General features: G+C 62.9%; 14 protein-coding genes. 4 read left to right on the top strand and 10 right to left on the bottom strand.

All coding sequences use genetic code 11. From position 1 onward, the window contains the following. Nucleotides 1-110: 110 nt before the first annotated feature. The 5 genes from xdhC to J2X56_RS08375 all read right to left on the bottom strand — a co-directional run bounded on the left by xdhC (nt 111) and on the right by J2X56_RS08375 (nt 8,470). The gene (xdhC, locus tag J2X56_RS08395) at nt 111-1,178 is read right to left on the bottom strand and encodes a xanthine dehydrogenase accessory protein XdhC (protein ID WP_134137348.1); all 1,068 of its coding nucleotides are present in this window, start codon (nt 1,176-1,178) and stop codon (nt 111-113) included. 19 nt (nt 1,179-1,197) lie between these two features. Further along, nucleotides 1,198-3,567 (bottom strand): xanthine dehydrogenase molybdopterin binding subunit, encoded by a 2,370-nt coding sequence (gene xdhB, locus J2X56_RS08390; RefSeq protein ID WP_204725757.1) that lies wholly within the window; start codon nt 3,565-3,567, stop codon nt 1,198-1,200. A gap of 31 nt (nt 3,568-3,598) precedes the next feature. Further along, nucleotides 3,599-5,083: a xanthine dehydrogenase small subunit gene (xdhA, locus tag J2X56_RS08385; protein ID WP_209567197.1), complete on the bottom strand. Its 1,485-nt coding sequence runs from the start codon at nt 5,081-5,083 to the stop codon at nt 3,599-3,601. A 326-nt stretch (nt 5,084-5,409) separates the two neighbouring features. Further along, entirely contained in the window at nt 5,410-6,711 is a 1,302-nt protein-coding gene (locus J2X56_RS08380) for an NCS2 family permease (RefSeq protein ID WP_039784743.1), read from the bottom strand. 841 nt (nt 6,712-7,552) lie between these two features. After that, nucleotides 7,553-8,470 (bottom strand): LysR family transcriptional regulator, encoded by a 918-nt coding sequence (locus J2X56_RS08375; protein ID WP_121044884.1) that lies wholly within the window; start codon nt 8,468-8,470, stop codon nt 7,553-7,555. Between the two features lie 161 nt (nt 8,471-8,631). On the opposite strand from J2X56_RS08375, the gene gcl reads away from it, so the two are divergent. The 4 genes from gcl to pyk all read left to right on the top strand — a co-directional run bounded on the left by gcl (nt 8,632) and on the right by pyk (nt 13,671). Then, nucleotides 8,632-10,407: a glyoxylate carboligase gene (gene gcl / locus J2X56_RS08370; RefSeq protein ID WP_209567195.1), complete on the top strand. Its 1,776-nt coding sequence runs from the start codon at nt 8,632-8,634 to the stop codon at nt 10,405-10,407. A gap of 17 nt (nt 10,408-10,424) precedes the next feature. Continuing rightward, on the top strand, nt 10,425-11,213 hold the full coding sequence (hyi, locus tag J2X56_RS08365; protein ID WP_121044880.1) for a hydroxypyruvate isomerase: 789 nt from the start codon (nt 10,425-10,427) through the stop codon (nt 11,211-11,213). 42 nt (nt 11,214-11,255) lie between these two features. Beyond that, entirely contained in the window at nt 11,256-12,146 is an 891-nt protein-coding gene (locus tag J2X56_RS08360) for a 2-hydroxy-3-oxopropionate reductase (protein WP_088754984.1), read from the top strand. Nucleotides 12,147-12,252: 106 nt separating this feature from the next. Continuing rightward, nucleotides 12,253-13,671, top strand: a complete 1,419-nt coding sequence (pyk, locus tag J2X56_RS08355; protein ID WP_209567193.1) for a pyruvate kinase — start codon at nt 12,253-12,255, stop codon at nt 13,669-13,671. A 79-nt stretch (nt 13,672-13,750) separates the two neighbouring features. Here the strand turns inward: pyk and J2X56_RS08350 are convergent, their stop codons facing one another. The 5 genes from J2X56_RS08350 to J2X56_RS08330 form a co-directional block, all read right to left on the bottom strand. Beyond that, on the bottom strand, nt 13,751-14,173 hold the full coding sequence (locus J2X56_RS08350) for a DUF2846 domain-containing protein (RefSeq protein WP_245202013.1): 423 nt from the start codon (nt 14,171-14,173) through the stop codon (nt 13,751-13,753). Nucleotides 14,174-14,225: 52 nt separating this feature from the next. Beyond that, on the bottom strand, nt 14,226-14,741 hold the full coding sequence (locus J2X56_RS08345; RefSeq protein WP_134137341.1) for a hypothetical protein: 516 nt from the start codon (nt 14,739-14,741) through the stop codon (nt 14,226-14,228). A gap of 195 nt (nt 14,742-14,936) precedes the next feature. Beyond that, nucleotides 14,937-16,484, bottom strand: coding sequence for a methyl-accepting chemotaxis protein (locus J2X56_RS08340; RefSeq protein WP_209567189.1), 1,548 nt, complete (start codon nt 16,482-16,484; stop codon nt 14,937-14,939). A gap of 22 nt (nt 16,485-16,506) precedes the next feature. After that, on the bottom strand, nt 16,507-17,883 hold the full coding sequence (locus J2X56_RS08335) for an 8-oxoguanine deaminase (protein WP_209567186.1): 1,377 nt from the start codon (nt 17,881-17,883) through the stop codon (nt 16,507-16,509). Between the two features lie 653 nt (nt 17,884-18,536). Then, nucleotides 18,537-20,300 (bottom strand): allantoate amidohydrolase, encoded by a 1,764-nt coding sequence (locus J2X56_RS08330; RefSeq protein ID WP_209567184.1) that lies wholly within the window; start codon nt 20,298-20,300, stop codon nt 18,537-18,539. Between the last annotated feature and the right edge of the window lie 132 nt (nt 20,301-20,432).

Genomic DNA, 20,432 nt, shown 5'->3' with positions numbered 1-20,432 from the left:
GTCGTGACGATGCTTTCCGTGTTGCGAGAGTGGAATCGAAGGGGAATCCGGTGCGATCAGCCAAAACGTGTCGACAGGATTCCCGGAAGGGGTGACGGCAGGGTGTTCCTTCAGCCTCTGCCGTCCAGAGCGTGTGTGGCCAGACTCAGTGGCCATGCCTTGGGTTTGGGTTGGGTAAAGCGCAGTTCCCACAGTTGCATCAGTTGTGCCACCACCGCAATGGCGATGCTGGCCGGTTCCTTGCCATAGATGCCGGGGATGCCGATGGGGCAGGTGATACGTTCCAGCTGCGCCGCCGAGAAACCGCGCTCCGAGAGGCGATGCTCGAACTGCTTGCGCTTGGTGATGGACCCGATCAGCCCGAACCACGCCGCATCTTCACGCTTGAGGATGCGTTCGCTCAGTTGCTGGTCGAGGGCGTGGCTGTGGGTCATCACGAGATAATACGCGCCGGGTTCGGCCATGTCGACCGCGGCATTGGGCACGTCGGTGGCCTCGATGCGGATCTGCGGCGGCAGGCCCGGCGGGAACATGTCCTCGCGCTCATCCACCCACAGCACCCGGCAAGGCAGGGTCGACAAGACCTTGACGATGGCCGCTCCCACATGCCCGGCGCCGAACAGCACCACCTGCGGCTGATGTGCCCGGCACAGGTCGAGCAGCCAGCGGCGGCCCTGGCCGTCGCGCACCAGCTGTGTCTGGTGTGCGTGTCGGATCACCTCCGGCGGCAGGCCGAGCTCAGATGAATCGTTCTCCAGCAGTTGCAAGGGCGCGTCGTGATCCAGCGGCAAGGCGCGCCAGCGGTCAGTGCCGCTGCACCACGCCTGTTCCAGCGCCTGCCAGGTGTGCAAGGAGGTAGCCTCGGTATCGATGCGCTCGAAACAGAGAAACACCACACCGCCGCAACACTGTCCCAGGCTCGGCCCGAGCGCGATGCGTTCCAGCCGTCGCTGATCGGCCAGCGCGTCGGAATCCGCCGCCAGCATGGCCCGCGCGATCTGCGCCGCACGCCATTCGAGGTGGCCACCGCCGATGGTGTCGAACTGGCCCTCGGCGGTGTAGAGCATGCGCGCCCCTGGCTCGCGCGGGGTCGATCCCTGGATCTGCGCCACCGTCACCAGCACTGCCGGGATGCTGTCCTGCTGCATCAGACGTAATGCGCTCAACCATGTGCTCATGATGTTTCTCCGCCGCGTATTACTGGGTCAGCGTGGCCGCGCGCACGGCATCGACCGCATCGAGGATGGCCTCGCTGGTGGCCGGTGCGCGCAGCGGCGGATTGATGCGATGCGCGCCCACCGACGAGACCGCATCGCGGATCGCCAGGAACACCGAGAACGGCAGCAGCAGCGGCGGTTCACCGACCGCCTTGGAGCGGTGGATGGTGTCGGACACATTGCTGTTGGCATACAGTTCCGTGCGGAAGGCTTCCGGACAATCCGAGATGGCCGGGATCTTGTAGGTGGAAGGTGCATGCGTCATCAGCTTGCCGTCCTTGTTCCACCACAGTTCCTCGGTGGTCAGCCAGCCCATGCCCTGGATGAAACCGCCTTCGACCTGGCCGATGTCCAGCGCCGGGTTCAGGCTTTCGCCGGCGTCATACAGCAGGTCGGCCTGCAGCAGTTTCCATTCGCCGGTGAGGGTGTCGATCACCACTTCCGACACCGCCGCCGCATAGGCGAAATAGAAGAAGGGATGGCCGTGCATGCGCTTTGCATCCCAATGCACCTTCGGTGTGGAATAGAAACCATCGGACCACAATTGCACGCGTTGCAGGTAAGCCTTCATCACCAGCTCGACGAAGGGCAGGGATTGCTCTCCCGCCAGCACCAGGCCATCGGCAAAGCGCACCGTTGCGGCCTCCACGCCAAAATGACGAGCCGCCACATCGGCCAGCCGCGCGCGGATCTGCAGGGCGGCGTCCTGCGCCGCCTTGCCGTTGAGGTCGCTGCCGGTGGAGGCGGCGGTGGCCGAGGTGTTGGCGATCTTGCTGGTATCGGTGGCGGTGCAGCGCACCTGCTCCAGCGGCACGCCCAGGGCGTTGGCCACTACCTGCGCGACCTTGGTATTGAGGCCCTGGCCCATCTCGGTACCACCGTGATTGACCAGCACCGAGCCATCGGTATAGACGTGCACCAGCGAGCCGGCCTGGTTCAGGTGCGGCACGTTGAAGGAAATGCCGAACTTCACCGGCGTGAGCGCCAGGCCTTTTTTCAACACCGTGCTGCCCGCATTGAACTCGGCCACGGCGCGGCGGCGTTCCTGGTAGCGGCTGCTGCGTTCGAGCTGATCAACCAGGCCGTGGATGACGTTGTCTTCCACTTTCTGGCCATAGTGGGTCACGTTGCGCGCCTCCGGTCCCTCGGCATCGCTGGGCCCGTAGAAATTGTTGCGACGGACCTCCAGCGGATCGCGTCCCAGATTGCGGGCGATGTCGTCGAGGATGTATTCGATGGCCAGCGCACCCTGCGGTCCGCCGAAGCCGCGGAAGGCGGTATTGGATTGCGTGTTGGTCTTGCCGCACATGGCGTGGATTTCCACGTCCGAGAGATAGTAGGCATTGTCGAAGTGGCAGACCGCGCGCGTGGCCACCGGGCCGGACAGGTCGGCCGAGAAACCGGCGCGCGAGATCATGTCGATCTTGGCCGCGAGGATGCGCCCGTCATCGTCATACCCGATCTCGTAGTCATAGGCAAAGCAATGGCGCTTGCCGGTGACCATCATGTCGTCATCGCGGTCGGCGCGCAGCTTCACCGGGCGCCGCAGCTTGGCCGCTGCAACCGCCGCTGCGCAAGCCCACAGCGCCGATTGCGATTCCTTGCCGCCGAAGCCGCCGCCCATGCGCCGGCATTCCACCAGCACATCGTGCGAAGCCAGTTTCAGAACGGTGGCAATGTGGTGCTGCATCTCGCTGGGGTGCTGGGTCGAGCAATACACGTGCATGCCGCGTCCCTCCTTGGGGATGGCATAGGAGATCTGTCCTTCCAGATAGAACTGTTCCTGCCCGCCCACATCGAATTGCCCGCGCAGCTTGTGCGGTGCCAGTGCCAGCGCCACCGCCGGTTCGCCGCGCGACAGATGCATCGGCGGCAGCACGTAGGATTGCGCCGCATGGGCATCACGCGGGGTCAGGATGGGCGGCAGTTCTTCGTAGTCGATCACGGCCAGGCGGGCCGCGCGGCGGGCCTGGTCATGGCTGTCGGCCACCACGATGAAGACCGGCTGGCCCACGTATTGCACCAGGCCATCGGCCAGTACCGGGTCGTCGTGAATGATGGCGCCACATTCGTTCTCGCCCGGAATATCGGCAGCGGTGAAGACGGCACGCACACCGGGGGCAGCCTTGACCTTCTCCAGGTCGATGCCGCGCACCCGCGCATGGGCCTTTTGCGACAGGCCCAGCGCTGCATGCAGGGTGCCGTGCAGTTCGGCGATGTCATCGGTATAGGTGGCTTCGCCGGTCACGTGCAGGATCGCCGATTCATGCGGATGCGGCTTGCCCACGGTGGCCCAGTCCTTGGGCGGCTGCACCAGGGTGTTGAGGAATTGTTCGGTTTGCTTGTTCATGCGGTTCTCCTGCAGGTTCGGTCCAAGGGCTTCACGCGGCGCTGATCGCGAAGGCGCGCACATCCTGGCGCGCCAGGGGCGCATCGGTGCGCGTTTCCAGCCAATAGCGATAGAGCAGGTTCTGCGCCGTGCGCAAGCGATAGGCGGCGCTGGCCCGCATGTCCGACAGCGGTGCGTAATCCTGTGCCAGTGCGGCCATGGCCGCCTGCACTTGCGCTTCGCTCCAGGCGCCGCCTTGCAGCAGTGCTTCGGCGTGGGCCGCACGCTTGGGGGTGGCGGCCATGCCGCCGAAGGCGATGCGCGCCTCGGCGATGGTGTCGCCGTCCATGCGCAGCGCGAAGGCGGCACAGACCGCAGAGATGTCCTGATCGAAGCGCTTGGAGAGTTTGTAAACCCGGAAGCGCACGTCCTTGCGCGGCAGCGGGATGCGCACGGCCTGCACCACTTCATCGGCTTGCAGGGCCGACTTCTGATAAGCCAGGTAGAAATCTTCCAGCGGCATGACGCGCTGGCCACGCACGCTGGCCAGCACGATCTGCGCGCCCAGTGCGATCAGCCAGGGCATGGAGTCGCCGATGGGCGACCCGTTGGCGACGTTGCCGCCCAGCGTGCCGGCATTGCGCACGGGCAGGGAGGCGAAGCGCTGCCACAGTTCCGACAGCTCGTCCGGATAGTGGCGCGCGGCTTCGGCGTAAGCCTCTTCCAGCGAGACGCCGGCCCCGATCTCCAGCATGCCGTCCTGCACCTGCATGGCGCGCAGTTCTTCCACGCGGCCGATATAGACGATATCGCCCAGCTCGCGCATCTGCTTGGTCACCCACAAGCCCACATCGGTGGAGCCGGCCAGGATGCGCGCCTTGGGCAGGTCGGCGCGCAGTTGCACCAGTTGTGCCAGCGTGCGCGGGGCGTGGAAGGTCTGGCCGGCATGCGTGACGGCCAGCGGCGTGTCCTGATCGATGGCGCGCAGGGCAGTCTTGACGGCCTCGCGGTCGAACTCGACCTTGGGCAATTCACCCATGCGGCGTGCCGCATCGATGATGGGACGATAGCCGGTGCAGCGGCACAGGTTGCCGGAGAGGGCGTCGTCGATCTCGCGCTTGTCGGGCGTGATGCCGTCCTTGTCATGCTTCAGGTACAGGCCCCACAACGACATCACGAAGCCCGGCGTGCAGAAGCCGCACTGTGAGCCATGGCATTCCACCATGGCCTGCTGCACCGGATGCAGGCAGCCGTCGGCTTGCTTCAGGTCTTCCACGGTGAACAAGGCGCGGCCGTCCAGCGTCGGCAGGAATTGGATGCAGGCATTGACCGTCTTCAGTTCCAGCTGGTCATCGCGCAGTTCACCCACGACCACGGTGCAGGCCCCGCAATCGCCTTCGGCACAGCCTTCCTTGGTGCCGGTGCAATGCAGGTCCTCGCGCAGATGCTGCAGAACGGTGCGGGTCGTGGGTTGGCCTGCTACTTCGTGGGTCTGGCCGCGAAAGTAGAACTGGATGGGGCGGGTGGTCTCTGGCATTTGGCTTTACTCGAATTTGGATTGTCTACAAAACAGACTGCTTTATGGCGCGCTCCAGGGCGTATCGTGGGGCGTGCTTCTTGTTGTTGGATCTGCTTTCAGGCGGCACCTCCGCTTGGGGCGGTGGCCGGCCTGTGGTGTCTCCCGTGGCCAGATGGCATTCAAGAAACGTGCCGGGGTCGTCAAAAGAGGAAACGGATTGTCCGCGCGCGATTGTTGCGGACGATTGTCGGGCTCCCTCTTGTCACGATCCCGAAGAGGCGGCCGGTTTGTTACCGGGCTGCCTCTTCGATTTTTCCTTTTACTTCATGAGGCCGCTTGGCCGCTCATTCACCGCCGAGGTAGATGATCTTGAACAGGAAGATCGCGGCGATGATCCAGATTACCACTGATACATCCTTCATACGACCCGTCAGCAGCTTCAATCCGGCATAGCTGATGAAGCCCAGTGCCAGGCCATTGGCAATGGAGTAGGTGAAGGGCATCACCAATGCGGTGATCACGGCCGGTACGCATTCGGTGGTGTCTTCCCAGTCGATGTGCACCAGTTCGCGCAGCATCAGGCAGGCCACGAAGAACAGTGCCGGTGCCGTGGCGTAGGCGGGGACCACGCCGGCCAGCGGGGCGATGAACAGGCACAGCAGGAACAGCACGGCAATGGCGACCGCAGTCAGGCCGGTGCGGCCACCGGCCTGCACGCCGGCAGCGCTTTCGATGTAGGCGGTGGTGGAGGAGGTGCCCAGCAGGGAGCCGGCGACAATGGCGGTGCTGTCGGCCATGAGGGCCTTGTTCAGGCGTTCCATCTTGCCGTCCTTCATCAGGCCGGCACGGGTGGCCACGCCCATCAGGGTGCCGGTAGCGTCAAACAGCTCGACCAGGAAGAACACCAGCACCACATTCAACAGGCCCATGGAAATGGCACCCTTGATGTCCAGCTGCAGGAAGGTCGGGGCGATCGAGGGCGGGGCGGCGAAGATGCCCGAGAAATGGTTGCCGCCAAAGACGAAGGACAGCACCGTCACCAGCAGGATGCCGATCAGCAGCGCGCCACGCACCTTCAATCGGTCCAGCGCCACGATCACCAGGAAGCCGATGATGGCCATCACCGGGGCCGGCTGGTGCAGGTCGCCGAGGGTGACGAAGGTGGCTGGGTTGGCAGCGACGATGCCGGCGCTCTTCAGGGAAATGATCGCCAGGAACAGTCCGATGCCGGCCGGGATGGCCGTGCGCAAGGACTGCGGGATGCTCTTGATGATCAGCTCACGTACCCGCAGCACGCTCACCAGCAAAAACAGGCAGCCCGAAATCAGCACCGCGCCCAGCGCAGCCTGCCACGGGAAACCCATGCCCTTGACCACGGCATAGGCAAAGTAGGCATTCAAGCCCATGCCAGGCGCCAGGCCAATCGGATAGTTGGCATACAGGCCCATGATCAGCGTGCCCACCGCCGCCGCCACACAGGTGGCCACAAACACCGAGTCCTTGGGCATGCCGGCATCGCCCAAAATGCTGGGGTTGACGAAGATGATGTAAGCCATCGTCAAAAAGGTGGTCAGGCCGGCCAGCAACTCCGTGCGGACGGTGGTGCCGTTCTCTTCCAGGCGGAAGAACTTGTTCAAGGCGTTCATTGTGGGTTGTCTCCGTTTGGTCCGTTTTTATGCGCCGGAAAACTTGCCTGGCATTGGCGCTGTGCATGCGCTTGAGCATGCGTCAGGGCCGGGGGCAGGCAAAAAATGGGCGGTGCTGGTGGGGGTGCTTTTCGCATTGTTTTGGCAGCGTTGCTAATGTCGTTGAATTTCATCTGAGGGATGTAAGGGATGGCACATAGCCATTATTAACCTGGAGTTATAAGTGGGATTTTCGGCGGAAATCAGCGCTGGCGCTGGAGATTGTTGCTGCGCATTGGTGACACGGAGGTATGGAATCTTGTGTTTCGCAGGCGAGATTTTGCCAGTTTTATCTGGCGGGGGCTTTTTGGGGCTTGGTTTGTTGTTTCGTGGAAATTATTTACTTGCTTGCTTGCTTGCTTGCTTAAGTAGTCTGCACGGAATGCTTTCCTGCGCTCTAGCTTAATTATTTTCTCTCTCCGGTCGGGAGAACGCGCCGGGAGCGGCCCGGCAGCCGCTCACTTTTCTTGTCTCGCCAAGAAAAGTAAGCAAAAGAAGGCGACCCCAAAGAGCCAGCCCTCCTGCGGAGGGTCCCCGCCGCAGCAGAGCGAAAAGTGGGAAGGATAGAGTCGCTTCGCTCCCACTATCCTTCTGATCCACTTTTCGCTCCGCTGCGGCGGCTGGCTCTATGGGGACCACCCCATACGGGCTCGCCTTCGGCCTCGCCCTTTCTCGCTCGCCTGCGGCCTCGGCCGTACTCGCCTGCGGCTTCGTCGGCTTTGGTTTTGCCCTTGTTTTATCGACGCCCGTTCGTCCTGAGTAGGCCCGTCAGGCCCGTATCGAAGGCGCACCGTCCCCTGTTTCACACCTTCCGCGCCCGATTCCAGTAATCCTGTTGCCCGTAAACGTCCTTCAAGTAATCAATGAAAAACCGCGTCTTCGCCGGCAAATGCCGCTGCTGCGGATACACCGCCATGATGTCGTAATGCGGCAAAGCATACTCATCCAACACCGTCACCAACTCCCCCGACGCCAACTGCGCCTGGATCTCCCACGTCGACCGCCACGCCAGCCCCAATCCCTCACTGGCCCAACGATGCAGCAATTCCCCATCGTTGCAATCAAGATTACCCTGTACCTTGGCAATCACCGGCTTGCCGCCCTGCTGGAAATACCACCCGCGCTGCTGCCCACCCTGCAAATTGAACGCCAGGCAGTTGTGCTGCGCCAGATCATCCAGCGTGCGCGGAACACCATGACGATGCAAATACTCCGGCGCCGCACACACCACCCGCCGGTTGCTCGCCAACCGCACCGCCACAAAACTCGGCTCAATCGCCCCCCCAATGCGGATGCCCAGGTCATACCCCTCACGCACCAGATCCACCACGCGATCCGTCAGATTGAATGAAATCTGCACCTCCGGATGCGCCGCCAAAAACGCCGGCGCATGCGGCGCCACATGCAGCCGCCCATACGCCGCCGGGGTCGAGACCACCAGGTGGCCTGTGGCCTTGTGGCGCCCCTCGGCAATGCTCTTCTCGGCCGTGTCCATCTGCTCCAGCAACTTGCGGCAATGATCCAGGAACACGCTGCCCTGCTCCGTCAACGTCAAATGCCGCGTCGTGCGATGCATGAGCTTGGTGCCCAAACGCTTCTCCAACGCATCAATGCGCCGCCCCATCATCACCGGCGTCACCTTGTCTTCCAGCGCCGCCGCTGCCAGGCTGCCCTTGTCCACCACCAGCACGAATGCTTCGATCTGCTTGAGTTTGTCCATCAATCCCTCCCGGCCTGAGTGTAATTCAATACTTTTTGGATGTTTCCATACTTTTTCTCAGTAATCAGTGGACTGTGATGATACTTATCATCCGGATTTGTAATGACTAGCATGGCCTCCAGCGATCACACATCCACCAACGGACATCCTGGAGAACGAGCATGGCAAAGATGAGAGCAGTCGACGCGGCAGTGCACGTATTGGTCAAGGAAGGCTGCCTGCAAGCCTTCGGCGTGCCCGGCGCCGCCATCAATCCCTTCTACTCGGCATTGAAGAAACACGGCGGCATCAGCCACATCCTCGCCCGCCACGTGGAGGGCGCCTCCCACATGGCCGAAGGCTATACCCGCGCCAAGGCCGGCAACATCGGGCTGTGCATCGGTACCTCGGGGCCGGCCGGGACCGACATGATCACCGGGCTCTATTCCGCCCAGGCCGATTCCATCCCCATCCTCTGCGTCACCGGCCAGGCCCCCCGCGCCCGGCTCTACAAGGAAGACTTCCAGGCCGTCGACATCGAATCCATCGCCAAGCCCGTCACCAAATGGGCCGTCACCGTGCGCGAACCAGCCCTGGTGCCGCGCGTGTTCCAGCAAGCCTTCCACCTCATGCGCTCCGGCCGCCCCGGCCCGGTCCTGATCGACCTGCCCTTCGATGTGCAGATGGCCGAGATCGATTTCGACCCCGATACCTACGCGCCGCTCCCGGTCTATCGTCCCGCCGCCACCCGCACCCAGATCGAGAAGGCCTTCGACATGCTTAACGCGGCCCAGCGCCCGCTGCTGACCATCGGCGGCGGCGTGGTCAACGCCGATGCGTCCGCACTGGCCGTGGAGTTCGCCGAGATCACCGGCATCCCCGTGATCCCGACCCTCATGGCCTGGGGTGCGATCGCCGATGATCACCCGCAGATGGCCGGCATGGTCGGCCTGCAAACCAGCCACCGCTATGGCAACGCGACCCTGCTGGCCTCGGACTTCGTGCTCGGCATCGGCAACCGCTGGGCCAATCGCCATACCGGTTCCATCGATGTCTTCACCAAGGGCCGTACCTTCGTCCACGTCGATATCGAACCGACCCAGATCGGCCGCGTCTTCGGTCCGGATTACGGCATCGTCAGCGATGCCGGTGCCGCGCTGAAACTCTTCGTCGAAGTGGCCAAAGAGTGGAAGACCGCCGGCCGCCTGCCCGACCGTTCTGCCTGGCTGGCCGAATGCCAGCAGCGCAAGAAGTCGCTGCAACGGCGCACCCACTTCAATAACACGCCCGTCAAGCCGCAACGCGTGTATGAGGAAATGAACCGCGCCTTCGGCCGTGAGACCTGCTATGTAGCAACCATCGGTCTGTCGCAGATCGCCGCCGCGCAATTCCTGCACGTCTATCGCGATCGCCACTGGATCAATTGCGGCCAGGCCGGGCCGCTGGGCTGGACCATTCCCGCTGCACTGGGCGTGGTGGCGGCCGATCCGCAGAAGAAGGTGGTGGCCATCTCGGGCGACTATGACTTCCAGTTCATGATCGAGGAACTGGCCGTGGGCGCGCAGTTCAAGCTGCCTTACCTGCACGTGCTGGTCAACAACTCCTACCTCGGCCTGATTCGCCAGGCGCAGCGCGGTTTCGAAATGGATTACTGCGTGCAGCTGGCCTTCGAGAACATCAACGCCCCCGAACTGAACGGCTATGGCGTGGACCACGTGGCGGTGGTCGAGGGCCTGGGTTGCAAGGCCATCCGCGTCACCGATCCCAATGCCATCCAGGATGCCTTCGCCCAGGCCCGGCGCTGGATGGCCGAATACCGCGTGCCGGTGGTGGTGGAAATCATCCTCGAACGCGTCACCAATATCGCCATGGGCACCGAGATCGATGCCATCAATGAATTCGAACCCCTGGCCGAACGCGCCGATGATGCGCCCACTGCCATCAGCCTGCTCGACTGAAAACCAAGGAGACTCGCATGACCAAACTCGCCGCCAATCTCACCATGCTGTTTACTGAACAGCCTTTCCTGGAACGCTTCCAGGCCGCATCGCAGGCCGGCTTTCGTGCAGTGGAATTCCTCTTCCCCTACGCCTTCGCGCCGGAACAGATCGCCGATCAATTACGCACGCATCGCCTGCAACTCGTGCTGCACAACCTCCCGGCCGGCAACTGGGACGCCGGTGAACGCGGCATCGCCTGCCATCCCGATCGCGTGGCGGAGTTTCGTGCCGGGGTCGATGAGGCGATCCGCTATGCCCGCGCGCTGGAGGTGCCGCAACTCAACTGCCTGGTCGGCATCCTGCCTCCGGGCGTCTCGCGCGAAGCGGCGCGCGAGGTGCTGGTCGGCAATTTGAAATACGCGGCCACGCGCCTGAAGGAGCAGGGCATCCGTCTGCTGATCGAGCCGATCAATCACTTCGACATTCCCGGCTTCTTCCTCAACACCACGCGCCAGGCGGTGGAGCTGATCCTGGCCACGGGCTCGGACAATCTCTTCGTGCAATACGACATCTATCACATGCAGCGCATGGAGGGCGAACTGGCCAACACGCTCAAGGCCAACCTCTCCCTGATCGGCCACGTGCAACTGGCCGACAACCCCGGACGCGGCGAACCCGGTAGCGGCGAAATCAATTACCGCTACCTGTTCAAGTGGCTGGAGGAGATCGGCTATCGCGGCTGGATCGGCTGCGAATACAAACCGCAGGCCGGGACCACCGCCGGACTGGGCTGGATCGCGCAACACGGATTGCAGACAGCTTGATCACATGACAGCAGGATTTCATCTTTCTTGAGGAGATACAGCATGGCAAAAGTTGGATTCATCGGCCTGGGCATCATGGGTGCACCCATGGCGGACAACCTGCAGAAGGGCGGCCACAAGCTCTACCTGCACGACCAGAAAAATCCCCCGGCGCCCTTGCTGGAGGGCGGGGCCACCGTCTGCACGTCGGGTGCGGAAGTGGCGCGGCGCGCCGACATCGTCATCGTCATGGTGCCGGACACGCCCCATGTGCAGGCCGTTCTCTTTGGCGAGAAGGGCGTGGCCGAAGGCCTGTCGCCGGGCAAGATCGTGGTGGACATGAGCTCCATCTCGCCCATCGCCACCAAGGAGTTCGCGCAGAAGATCAATGCGCTCGGCTGCCAATATCTGGACGCGCCGGTCTCGGGCGGTGAAGTGGGCGCCAAGGCGGCCTCGCTCACCATCATGGTCGGCGGTTCGGAATCGGCCTTCAACGACGTCAAGCCGCTGTTTGAACTGATGGGCAAGAACATCACCCTGGTCGGCGGCAACGGCGATGGCCAGACCACCAAGGTCGCCAACCAGATCATCGTGGCCCTGAACATCCAGGCCGTGGCCGAGGCCTTGCTCTTCGCTTCCAAGGCCGGAGCCGATCCGGCACGGGTGCGGCAGGCGCTCATGGGTGGATTTGCCTCCTCGCGCATCCTTGAAGTGCACGGCGAGCGCATGGTCAAACGGACTTTCGCGCCGGGCTTCCGCATCGAGCTGCACCAGAAGGATTTGAACCTGGCCCTGCAAGGCGCCAAGGCACTGGGCATCAGCTTGCCCAATACTGCCGCGGCCCAGGAGCTGATGAACGCCTGCGCGGCCAATGGGCTGGCGGGGATGGATCACTCGGCGCTGTGCCGGGCGGTGGAGATCCTGTCCAATCACGAGATCGCCAAGGCTTCCTGAGCGGGCCGCATCATCGCCAAGAGGGCTTGCCGGGGGCAAGCCCTCATCGCTTGCGCCTTCGCGCATGTCGTCCACGCCATCACAACCTGTATTACGGGAGATTCCTATGCGCCGCCTGCGCCAGGCCAAAATCGTCGCCACCCTGGGTCCCTCCAGCGCCACGCCGGAGATGATCCGCGCGCTCTTCGACGCCGGGGCTGACGTATTTCGTTTCAACTTCAGCCACGGCAGCCACGCCGATCATCACGCGCGTTACCAGATCGTGCGCCAGGTGGAGCGCGAAATCGGCCGCCCCATCGGCGTGCTGGCCGACCTGCAGGGACCCAAGCTGCGCATCGGCCAGTTCGACGGGGGCAGGGCAGTGCTGCAGGCCGGACAGGCGTTCACGCTCGATCGTGATGCCTCCCCCGGCGACCAGCACCGCGTCTGCCTGCCCCATCCAGAATTGTTCGAGGCCATTCAAGCAGGACAAAGCCTGCTCATTGATGACGGCAAGCTGCGCCTGCAGGTAGAAGCCAGCGATGGCCATGCCATTCGCACGCGCGTGGTCAATGGCGGCGTGGTCTCCGACCGCAAGGGCGTCAATGTGCCCGACGCGGTCTTGCCGATTCCTGCGCTCACCGCCAAGGATCGCCGTGATCTGGACTTCGCGCTGGAGATGGGGGCGGACTGGATCGCGCTGTCCTTCGTGCAGCGCCCCGAGGATGTGCTGGAGGCGCGGGCGTTGGTAGCGGGCCGCGCGGCCATCCTCTCCAAGCTGGAGAAACCGGCCGCGCTGGAGCGGCTCGACGAGATCGTGGCGGTGTCGGACGCCATCATGGTGGCACGCGGCGACCTCGGCGTGGAGCTGCCGCCGGAGTGCGTGCCGGGCACGCAAAAGCGCATCCTGCGCGCCTGCCGCCAGCAGGGCAAGCCCATCGTGATCGCCACGCAAATGCTGGAATCGATGATTGCCGCACCGGTACCCACGCGCGCCGAAGTCTCGGATGTGGCCAGTGCCATCTATGACGGATCGGATGCGGTGATGCTGTCGGCCGAGTCGGCCAATGGCAGCTATCCCTTGCAGGCGGTCACGATGATGGACCGGGTGATTGCGGAGGTGGAGAAGGATCCGCTGTATCGCACCCTGATGCAGGCGCAATACGCCACCCCCGAGCGCAACCGGCCCGACGCCATCTGCGCGGCGCTGCGCGACGTCACCGGCATCCTCGGGGCCAGCGCCACCGTGACCTATACCAGCTCGGGGCATACCAGCCTGCGCGCGGCGCGTGAACGGCCTGCTGCGCCCATTTTGAGCATCACGCCGCAACTGGCCACGGCACGGCGGCTGGCGCTGGTGTGGGGCGTGCATTCCACCATCAGCGAAGCCGTGCATGACGAGCGCCAGATGGTCAGCGCCGCCTGCCAGGCGGCCGTGCGGGAAGGATTTGCGCGCAAGGGAGATCAGATCGCGATCACCGCGGGCATGCCCTTCGGACAGCCGGGCAGTACCAATCTGTTGCGGGTGGCGGAGGTGTGGGGGTAGGGGGCCGACACAATGAAAACGACCCCTTGCGACGTTCTGGAGGAGGACGTCACAAGGGGCCGTGCTTCATCATGGCGGCTTACTTTGATTCAGCCAGCTTGCTTTCCTTGACGCCGGCCTGTCCTTCTTCTTCATCGACCAGGTGCAACTTGTTGCGCGCCATCAGGATACCCATCTTCACTTCCTGCCAGATATAGGTCAGTACGCCCGGCTTGGCATCGATCTCCAGCGTTTCGGTATTTTCGGCGGTGGAGGTGATGACGTGCTTGCCAGGCGTCAGCTCCTTGTAGAGATAAGTGTGTGCAGCCGTGCGGCCCAGGGGCGCGCCATCCACCGCGACATCCATGCGCACGGCCGCGCCCATGGTTTCATTGCGATAGATGTAGACGGCACTCTTGTCCTTGTCGATCTTGAATTCCTTGAGTTGTGCATCCTTGGCCGGATCGGCCATGGGTACGGCGCAACCGGACAGCGCTGAGACCAGCGCGAGACTGAACAGCATGGCTTTCATTGGTTTTCCCCTTGGGTTGTGACGGCGATGTCTTTCTTGCTTCTTATTTCTGGAAGGCGCCTGCTTTGGCGGAGCCATTCGTCTCGATCTTCTTGTCGATCACGGTATGCGTTTGTTCTTCCTCGATCCATACCGCGGAATAATCTTCGCCCAGTTCCCCCTTGACCACGTAGACCTTGCCGGCTTCCGGCGTGAACTGGACCTTGCCCTCAACGCGATAGACAGGATTGGTCAAGGCCAGGATGGGCGCGGCATATTGCGTCTCGCCGCGAATGCCCAAGGTGGTGGGTTGGATCGGGAAATCGTGGCTGATCAGGTAGACACGCATGAACAAAAACTTGCCCTGGTTCTCCGCGCGCGTACGCATGGGGGAAGTGAGGACTGACTCGCCATCAACGGTATCGATGTAGAAGATATCGGCTTTTTGGGACGAGTGGCGCTTGGTCGAATCCTTGATGGTTGCCTTCGGCCCCTGATAGTTTTCCGGCAGCGTCTGCTTGAGACTTGCGCAGCCTGTCAATGCGATGGCCGTGGCCAAAGCCAATCCAGTCAATCTCATTTTTCCCCTGACATCTGTGTTGTTGAATGTCTTATTTTTCTACTTCTTCATTTTTCGCCACTGCCCTGCGCTCTCGGCGCAGCTCAGCAATGACGGGAGAAATAATAATCCATCTTGCAAGAGTTGTCAGGGCACCGCTTGCACCTGCGCCGGTTGCAGAGGATCGTGGCGAACCGGCGTTGCGCTCCCCGAGCCTCACGCCTCAAGCCTGAACACTTCCACCGCCTCCCGCAACTGTCCGGCCTGATGGTGCATGGCCTGGGCCGCTGCGGCTGCTTCTTCCACCAGCGCCGCATTCTGCTGGGTCGATTCGTCCATGAGGGTGATGGCACGGTGGATCTCTTCGATGCCACTGCTCTGTTCCCGGCTGGCGGCGCTGATTTCCGTAATGATGGCGTTGACCCGCTGCACGCTCTGCACCACGTCATGCATGGTGCTGCCGGCCTGCTGTACCAGCGTGGCGCCGCTGTCGATGCGGCCCACCGAATCGTTGATCAGCTCCTTGATTTCACGGGCGGCGGTGGCACTGCGTTGTGCCAGTGACCGCACTTCGGAGGCCACCACCGCGAAGCCGCGTCCCTGTTCGCCCGCGCGCGCCGCCTCCACGGCCGCATTCAGGGCCAGGATGTTGGTCTGGAAGGCAATCCCATCAATGACGCTGATGATGTCCACGATCTGGCGCGAGGAGGCATTGATGTCGGCCATCGTCCTGACCACCTGCTCCACCACTGTGCCGCCCTGTACCGCAATGTGCGAAGCATTTCCGGCCAGCTCGGTGGCCTGGCGGGCATTGTCGGCGTTCTGCCTGACGGTGGAGGTCAGTTCTTCCATGGCGGCCGCAGTCTCTTCGATGGAGCCTGCCTGCTGCTCGGTACGCGCCGACAGGTCCAGGTTGCCGCTGGCGATTTCTTCAGCAGCATGATGGATGGTGTCGGTGCCAAGGCGCACGCGGCTGACGATGTTGCGCAGGTTGTCGTTCATCAGTTTCAAGGCCATCATCAGTTCGCCTGTCTCGTCCCGTGACCTCACCTCGACCCGCGCCGACAAGTCGCCTTGCGCCACCCGCCGCGCCACGTCCACCGCATTGACCAGCGGCCGCGCAATGCTGCGCGAGACCAGCCATGCCACGCCCGCCGCCAGCAGCAGGGCAGCCAGCGCCAGGCCGTTGATGATGTTGCGGGCGCTGGCGGAGTCCTGGGTGGCGGCCTCGCCGGCTGCATCCATCAGGCCGCCCTGGTAGTCGAACATGGCATCGAGCGCGATGAAGTACTTGATCTGTACCGGCATGAATTGCTGCGGCAGGTATTGTTTGGCCTCGTCCACCTGGCCCGCCAGTGCCAGGGCCAGGAGCTTGTCGCGCGCCGGTACGTAGGCCTGGCGCGCGGTCATGGCAGCCTCGACGTAGCGCTTGTCTTCTTCGGACCGCGCTACCTCCTTGAGCCTGGCCAGCGACTCGTTCATCTTGCGGTCCGCTGCGGTGGCGTCGGCGACCAGGGCCTTGATGCGTTGCGGATCATCAGTGAGCAGGATGTCGCGGATGTCGAGCGCGATCTTGTTGACCTGGATCTGTACCGTGTTGGCCATCACTGTCTTGGGGTAGCGGTCCTTGACAATCAGGCCGATCCCATCGGCCAGTCGCCCCAGTTGAAGATTGCCCAGTACCGCAATGGCCAGCAACAGCACCATGACGGCTCCGAAACCCAGCGCCAGTCGCGCCCCTATTTTCATGTCTGCAATACGCATGCTGCTTTTCCTTTTGCCCATGTCAGCGCGCCGCTTCGGCGAGCTGGTACGCGAGATGATTGTGCCGCTCCAGCACCGCCCCCAGGTCAATGGTGGTGAGCTGTCCCTCGCGCACGATCACGCGGCCGTTGATGATGCTGGTGTTCACGTTGGCCGGGGTGCAGAAAACGAGTGCGGCCACCGGATCATGCAGTGCGCCGGCAAAGGCGATCTGGCGCGTGTCGAACATCACGACGTCGGCGGACATGCCGGGCTTGAGCGCGCCGATGTCGTCGCGATTCAAGACCTTGGCGCCGCCCAGCGTAGCCACTTCCAGCGCCTGGCGTGCGGTCATGGCGTCGGGGCCGAAGCCGACACGCTGCAGCAGCATGGCCTGGCGGACTTCGCCCAGCATGTGGGCACTGTCATTGGACGCACTGCCGTCCACGCCCAGGCCGACCGGTACGCCCGCATCCAGCATCTTGCGGATGGGCGCAATGCCGGAGGCCAGCCGCATGTTGGAACAGGGACAGTGCGCCACGCCCGTGCCGGTGCGGGCAAACAGCTCGATGCCATGCTCGTCGAGCTGCACGCAGTGGGCGTGCCAGACGTCGTGGCCGACCCAGCCGCAATCTTCGGCATATTCCGCCGGCGTCATGTTGAATTTCTCGCGGCTGTAGGCAATGTCGTTGACGTTCTCGGCCAGGTGCGTGTGCAGCGATACGCCATAGTGACGCGCCAGGTCGGCGGCCTCGCGCATCAGGTCGCGTGAGACCGAGAAGGGGGAGCAAGGGGCGACGACGATGCGCTGCATGGCGTGGCGCTGGCTGTCGTGGTAAGTCTCGATGAGACGCTGCGTGTCCTTCAGGATGGCAGGCTCTTCTTCCACCACACGGTCCGGCGGCAATCCTCCCTTGGACTGGCCTACGCTCATGGCACCTCGCGCTCCGTGGAATCGCATGCCGATCTGGGCCGCGGCCTCCAGGCTGTCGTCCAGGCGGGTCTGGTTGGGGTAGATGTAGAGGTGGTCGCTGCTGGTGGTACAGCCCGACAGGATCAACTCTGCCATGGCCGTCAGCGTCGATACCCGGATCATCTCCGGCGTCAGGCCCGCCCAGATCGGATACAGATTGGTCAGCCAGTTGAACAGCTCGCCATTCTGCGCGCTGGGGATCGCACGCGTCAGGCTCTGGTACATGTGGTGGTGCGTGTTGATCAGGCCCGGGATGACCACGTGATTACTGGCATCAATGATCTCGTCCGCCTCTTGCGGCAGATCCTCCGTCTTGCCAACCTGCTCGATGACCTTGCCCCTGATGTAAAGCGCACCATCGGCGATCTCTTCACGGCCCTCGTTCATCGTGACCAGGACGCGCGCGTTCCTGATCAACAGCGTCTTGCCTGTTGCTTGCTCTTGCATGATGTTGGACTCCTTCTTGGCTTCCTTGTTGATGTGTTTGACTTGCGGGTCGGCGCAGGTGACAGGGGGGAGTCCCTTTCTTGCCCTATTAACGACTGCGACGGGTGGGGTTGTTGGGAGGGTTTAGGTCCGTTTAATGCTGGTTTTGTTTTGCGTTAAGGTTTGCTTAATGCTGGTGTTTCGCTGTTTTTGCTGTTTTTGCTGGTTTTGTGTTTTGGGTAGTCTGCACGGATCGCTTTCCTGCGCTCTAGCTTAATTACTTTCTCTCTCCGGTCGGAAGAACGCGCCGGGAGCGGCCCGGCAGCCGCTCACTTTTCTTGTCTCGCCAAGAAAAGTAAGCAAAAGAAGGCGACCCCAAAGAGCCAGCCCTCCTCCGGAGGGTCCCCGCCGCAGCGAAGCGAAAAGTGGGAAGGATAGAGTCGCTTCGCTCCGGCTATCCTTCTGATCCACTTTTCGCTCCGCTGCGGCGGCTGGCTCTATGGGGACCACCCCCACTCGGGCTCGCCTGCGGCTTCGCCCTTTTTTGCTCGCCTGCGGCTTCGGTCGTACTCGCCTGCGGCGTCGTCCGGCCCGGTGCTGCAAGTTCCCGTTCGGACTGAGTAGCGGCGCAGCCGCGTATCGAAGACGCGCAGAACGCTAAATCATATAAATCATTAACGCTTCGCCTCAAAACTGCGCAGGAAATCCAGCAAAATCTGCCCCGATACCTCCGCATCATCCGCCGTCATCGTCTCCAGAGGATTGTGGCTGATGCCGCCATTGCCACATCGCGTAAACAACATGCAGACATCCGTCAGCTTGGCTATCGCCATCGCATCATGCCCGGCTCCGGAAGCCAACTCGAACGGCGTCACCCCCGCACGCTCCGTCGCGGCACGCAACTGATCCATCAGCCACGGCGCACACGGCGCTGCCGCTGCGCTCAAGGTCTCCTCCAGCTTGAAATCAATGCTGCGCCGGCCACAGATCTCCTCGATCTTGCTCAGGATGTCCTTCACCGCCGCCATACGCACATCATCCACCGCCGCACGTATGTCCAGCGACAACTGGCACGCACCCGGAATCACGTTCGTCGACCCGCGCGGTACCTGCAACTGGCCCACCGTGCCCACCAGCGCCGCATGCTGGTCCTGCGAACAACGCTGTTCCACATAAAGGATGATCTCGGCCGCCGCTGCCGCCGCATCCTTGCGCATGTCCATCGGCGTAGTACCGGCGTGGCTGGCCACACCCTTCAACTCCACCAGGTAGCGCGAACTGCCCGCAATCGAGGTGACAATGCCCACCGGCAAATCACGATTGAGCAATACCGGTCCCTGCTCGATGTGTACCTCCACATAGCCCAGGATGTCGGCCGGATCGCGCGCAATCTGCGGGATGGCCGCCACATCATGGCCCGCCTGGGAGATCACCTCGCGCATGCTGATGCCATCCTTGTCCTGCAGGTCCAGCAGCTTCATGTCGAAATGGCCGGTCACCGCATTGCTGCCCAGGAAGGTGCTCTTGAAACGTACGCCTTCTTCTTCCGAAAATCCAATCACCTCGAAATGGAAAGGCAAGGTCTCGCCACGTTCATGCAAATGCTTCACCACCGCAATGGGCAGCAAGATTCCCTCGCGCCCATCGTACTTGCCGCCATTGCGCACCGTGTCGTAGTGCGAACCGGTCAACAAAGTCCTGGCCTGCGGATCGGTGGAAAGATAGCGCCCCACCACGTTGCCCACCGCATCGATATGCACATGCATGCCCGCCTCGCGCATCCACTGCGCAATCTGCTCGGCAGTACGCTGGTGCGTCTCGGTGAGATAAGTGCAGGTGAGCGCGCCTTCGTCTTCCGACAGGGCGCCGATTTCTTCCGCCCACTGCATCACCGTCGCCCCCATCGCCGGGCGATAGCCCAGCAGGTCGTTGATGCGCATCTCGGCAATGCGGCCGATCTGGCGCAGGGCTTCACGCAGTTCGTCTTCCGGCTGGTTGCGCAGGCGGCGGGCAAAGGTGGCGATGATCTGCTGGCGCGTCAGGCCCGCACCAGTGGGGCCCTTCACCGCCAGGATGAAGGGAAAACCGAATTTCGCGTTGTAGTCGGCATTGAGCTGTTGCAGCCGGGCAAATTCTTCCGGGCTGCACAGGTTCAGTCCGGCCTTGGCCTGCTCACCCGTGGACTCGGCCGTCAGCTCGCCGGCAATCGCGGCGCGACCCGCCAGTTCCGGGTGGGCGCGGATCAGGCCCAACTGCTCGGCTCGGCTGGCGTCGGTCACGACCTTGTGCAAGGCCAGCTTGAAGGCGGTGAGATTGCGGAACGGACGCTGCAGCGCCGCCCGCTCGGGAATCCAGGGAGAGTGCTCGTAAATGCCGTGCAAGGCGGCGATGAAGGCCGAAGTCTCGGCTGCGTTCAGGTGTTCCAGTGTCGTCGTCATGTGCTGGCCGGTCGGCTCGCCGCCGGCTCCCTCGCTGTGTTCATGGGTGATGCCGCAAAGCCGACGCCGACATCCCTCATGAAAATCAGGATTGTCGGCACCGATTGTTGTCTGCGGCTGTCGTCTCACGGT

Source organism: Herbaspirillum sp. 1173 (assembly GCF_031455335.1).
GTDB classification, from domain to species: Bacteria; Pseudomonadota; Gammaproteobacteria; order Burkholderiales; family Burkholderiaceae_D; genus Herbaspirillum; species Herbaspirillum huttiense.
This window is presented reverse-complemented; position numbering and strand designations above follow the sequence as displayed.

Bases quoted from the DNA above. Each gene is read 5' to 3' on its own strand.
- J2X56_RS08360 (WP_088754984.1), top strand. From the start codon at position 11,256: ATGGCAAAAGTTGGATTCATCGGCCTGGGCATCATGGGTGCACCCATG.
- xdhB (WP_204725757.1), bottom strand. From the start codon at position 3,567: ATGAACAAGCAAACCGAACAATTCCTCAACACCCTGGTGCAGCCGCCC.
- J2X56_RS08380 (WP_039784743.1), bottom strand. From the start codon at position 6,711: ATGAACGCCTTGAACAAGTTCTTCCGCCTGGAAGAGAACGGCACCACC.
- J2X56_RS08375 (WP_121044884.1), bottom strand. From the start codon at position 8,470: ATGGACAAACTCAAGCAGATCGAAGCATTCGTGCTGGTGGTGGACAAG.
- pyk (WP_209567193.1), top strand. From the start codon at position 12,253: ATGCGCCGCCTGCGCCAGGCCAAAATCGTCGCCACCCTGGGTCCCTCC.
- J2X56_RS08350 (WP_245202013.1), bottom strand. From the start codon at position 14,173: ATGCTGTTCAGTCTCGCGCTGGTCTCAGCGCTGTCCGGTTGCGCCGTA.
- J2X56_RS08330 (WP_209567184.1), bottom strand. From the start codon at position 20,300: ATGACGACGACACTGGAACACCTGAACGCAGCCGAGACTTCGGCCTTC.
- xdhA (WP_209567197.1), bottom strand. From the start codon at position 5,083: ATGCCAGAGACCACCCGCCCCATCCAGTTCTACTTTCGCGGCCAGACC.
- hyi (WP_121044880.1), top strand. From the start codon at position 10,425: ATGACCAAACTCGCCGCCAATCTCACCATGCTGTTTACTGAACAGCCT.
- J2X56_RS08345 (WP_134137341.1), bottom strand. From the start codon at position 14,741: ATGAGATTGACTGGATTGGCTTTGGCCACGGCCATCGCATTGACAGGC.
- xdhC (WP_134137348.1), bottom strand. From the start codon at position 1,178: ATGAGCACATGGTTGAGCGCATTACGTCTGATGCAGCAGGACAGCATC.
- gcl (WP_209567195.1), top strand. From the start codon at position 8,632: ATGGCAAAGATGAGAGCAGTCGACGCGGCAGTGCACGTATTGGTCAAG.
- J2X56_RS08340 (WP_209567189.1), bottom strand. From the start codon at position 16,484: ATGCGTATTGCAGACATGAAAATAGGGGCGCGACTGGCGCTGGGTTTC.
- J2X56_RS08335 (WP_209567186.1), bottom strand. From the start codon at position 17,883: ATGCAAGAGCAAGCAACAGGCAAGACGCTGTTGATCAGGAACGCGCGC.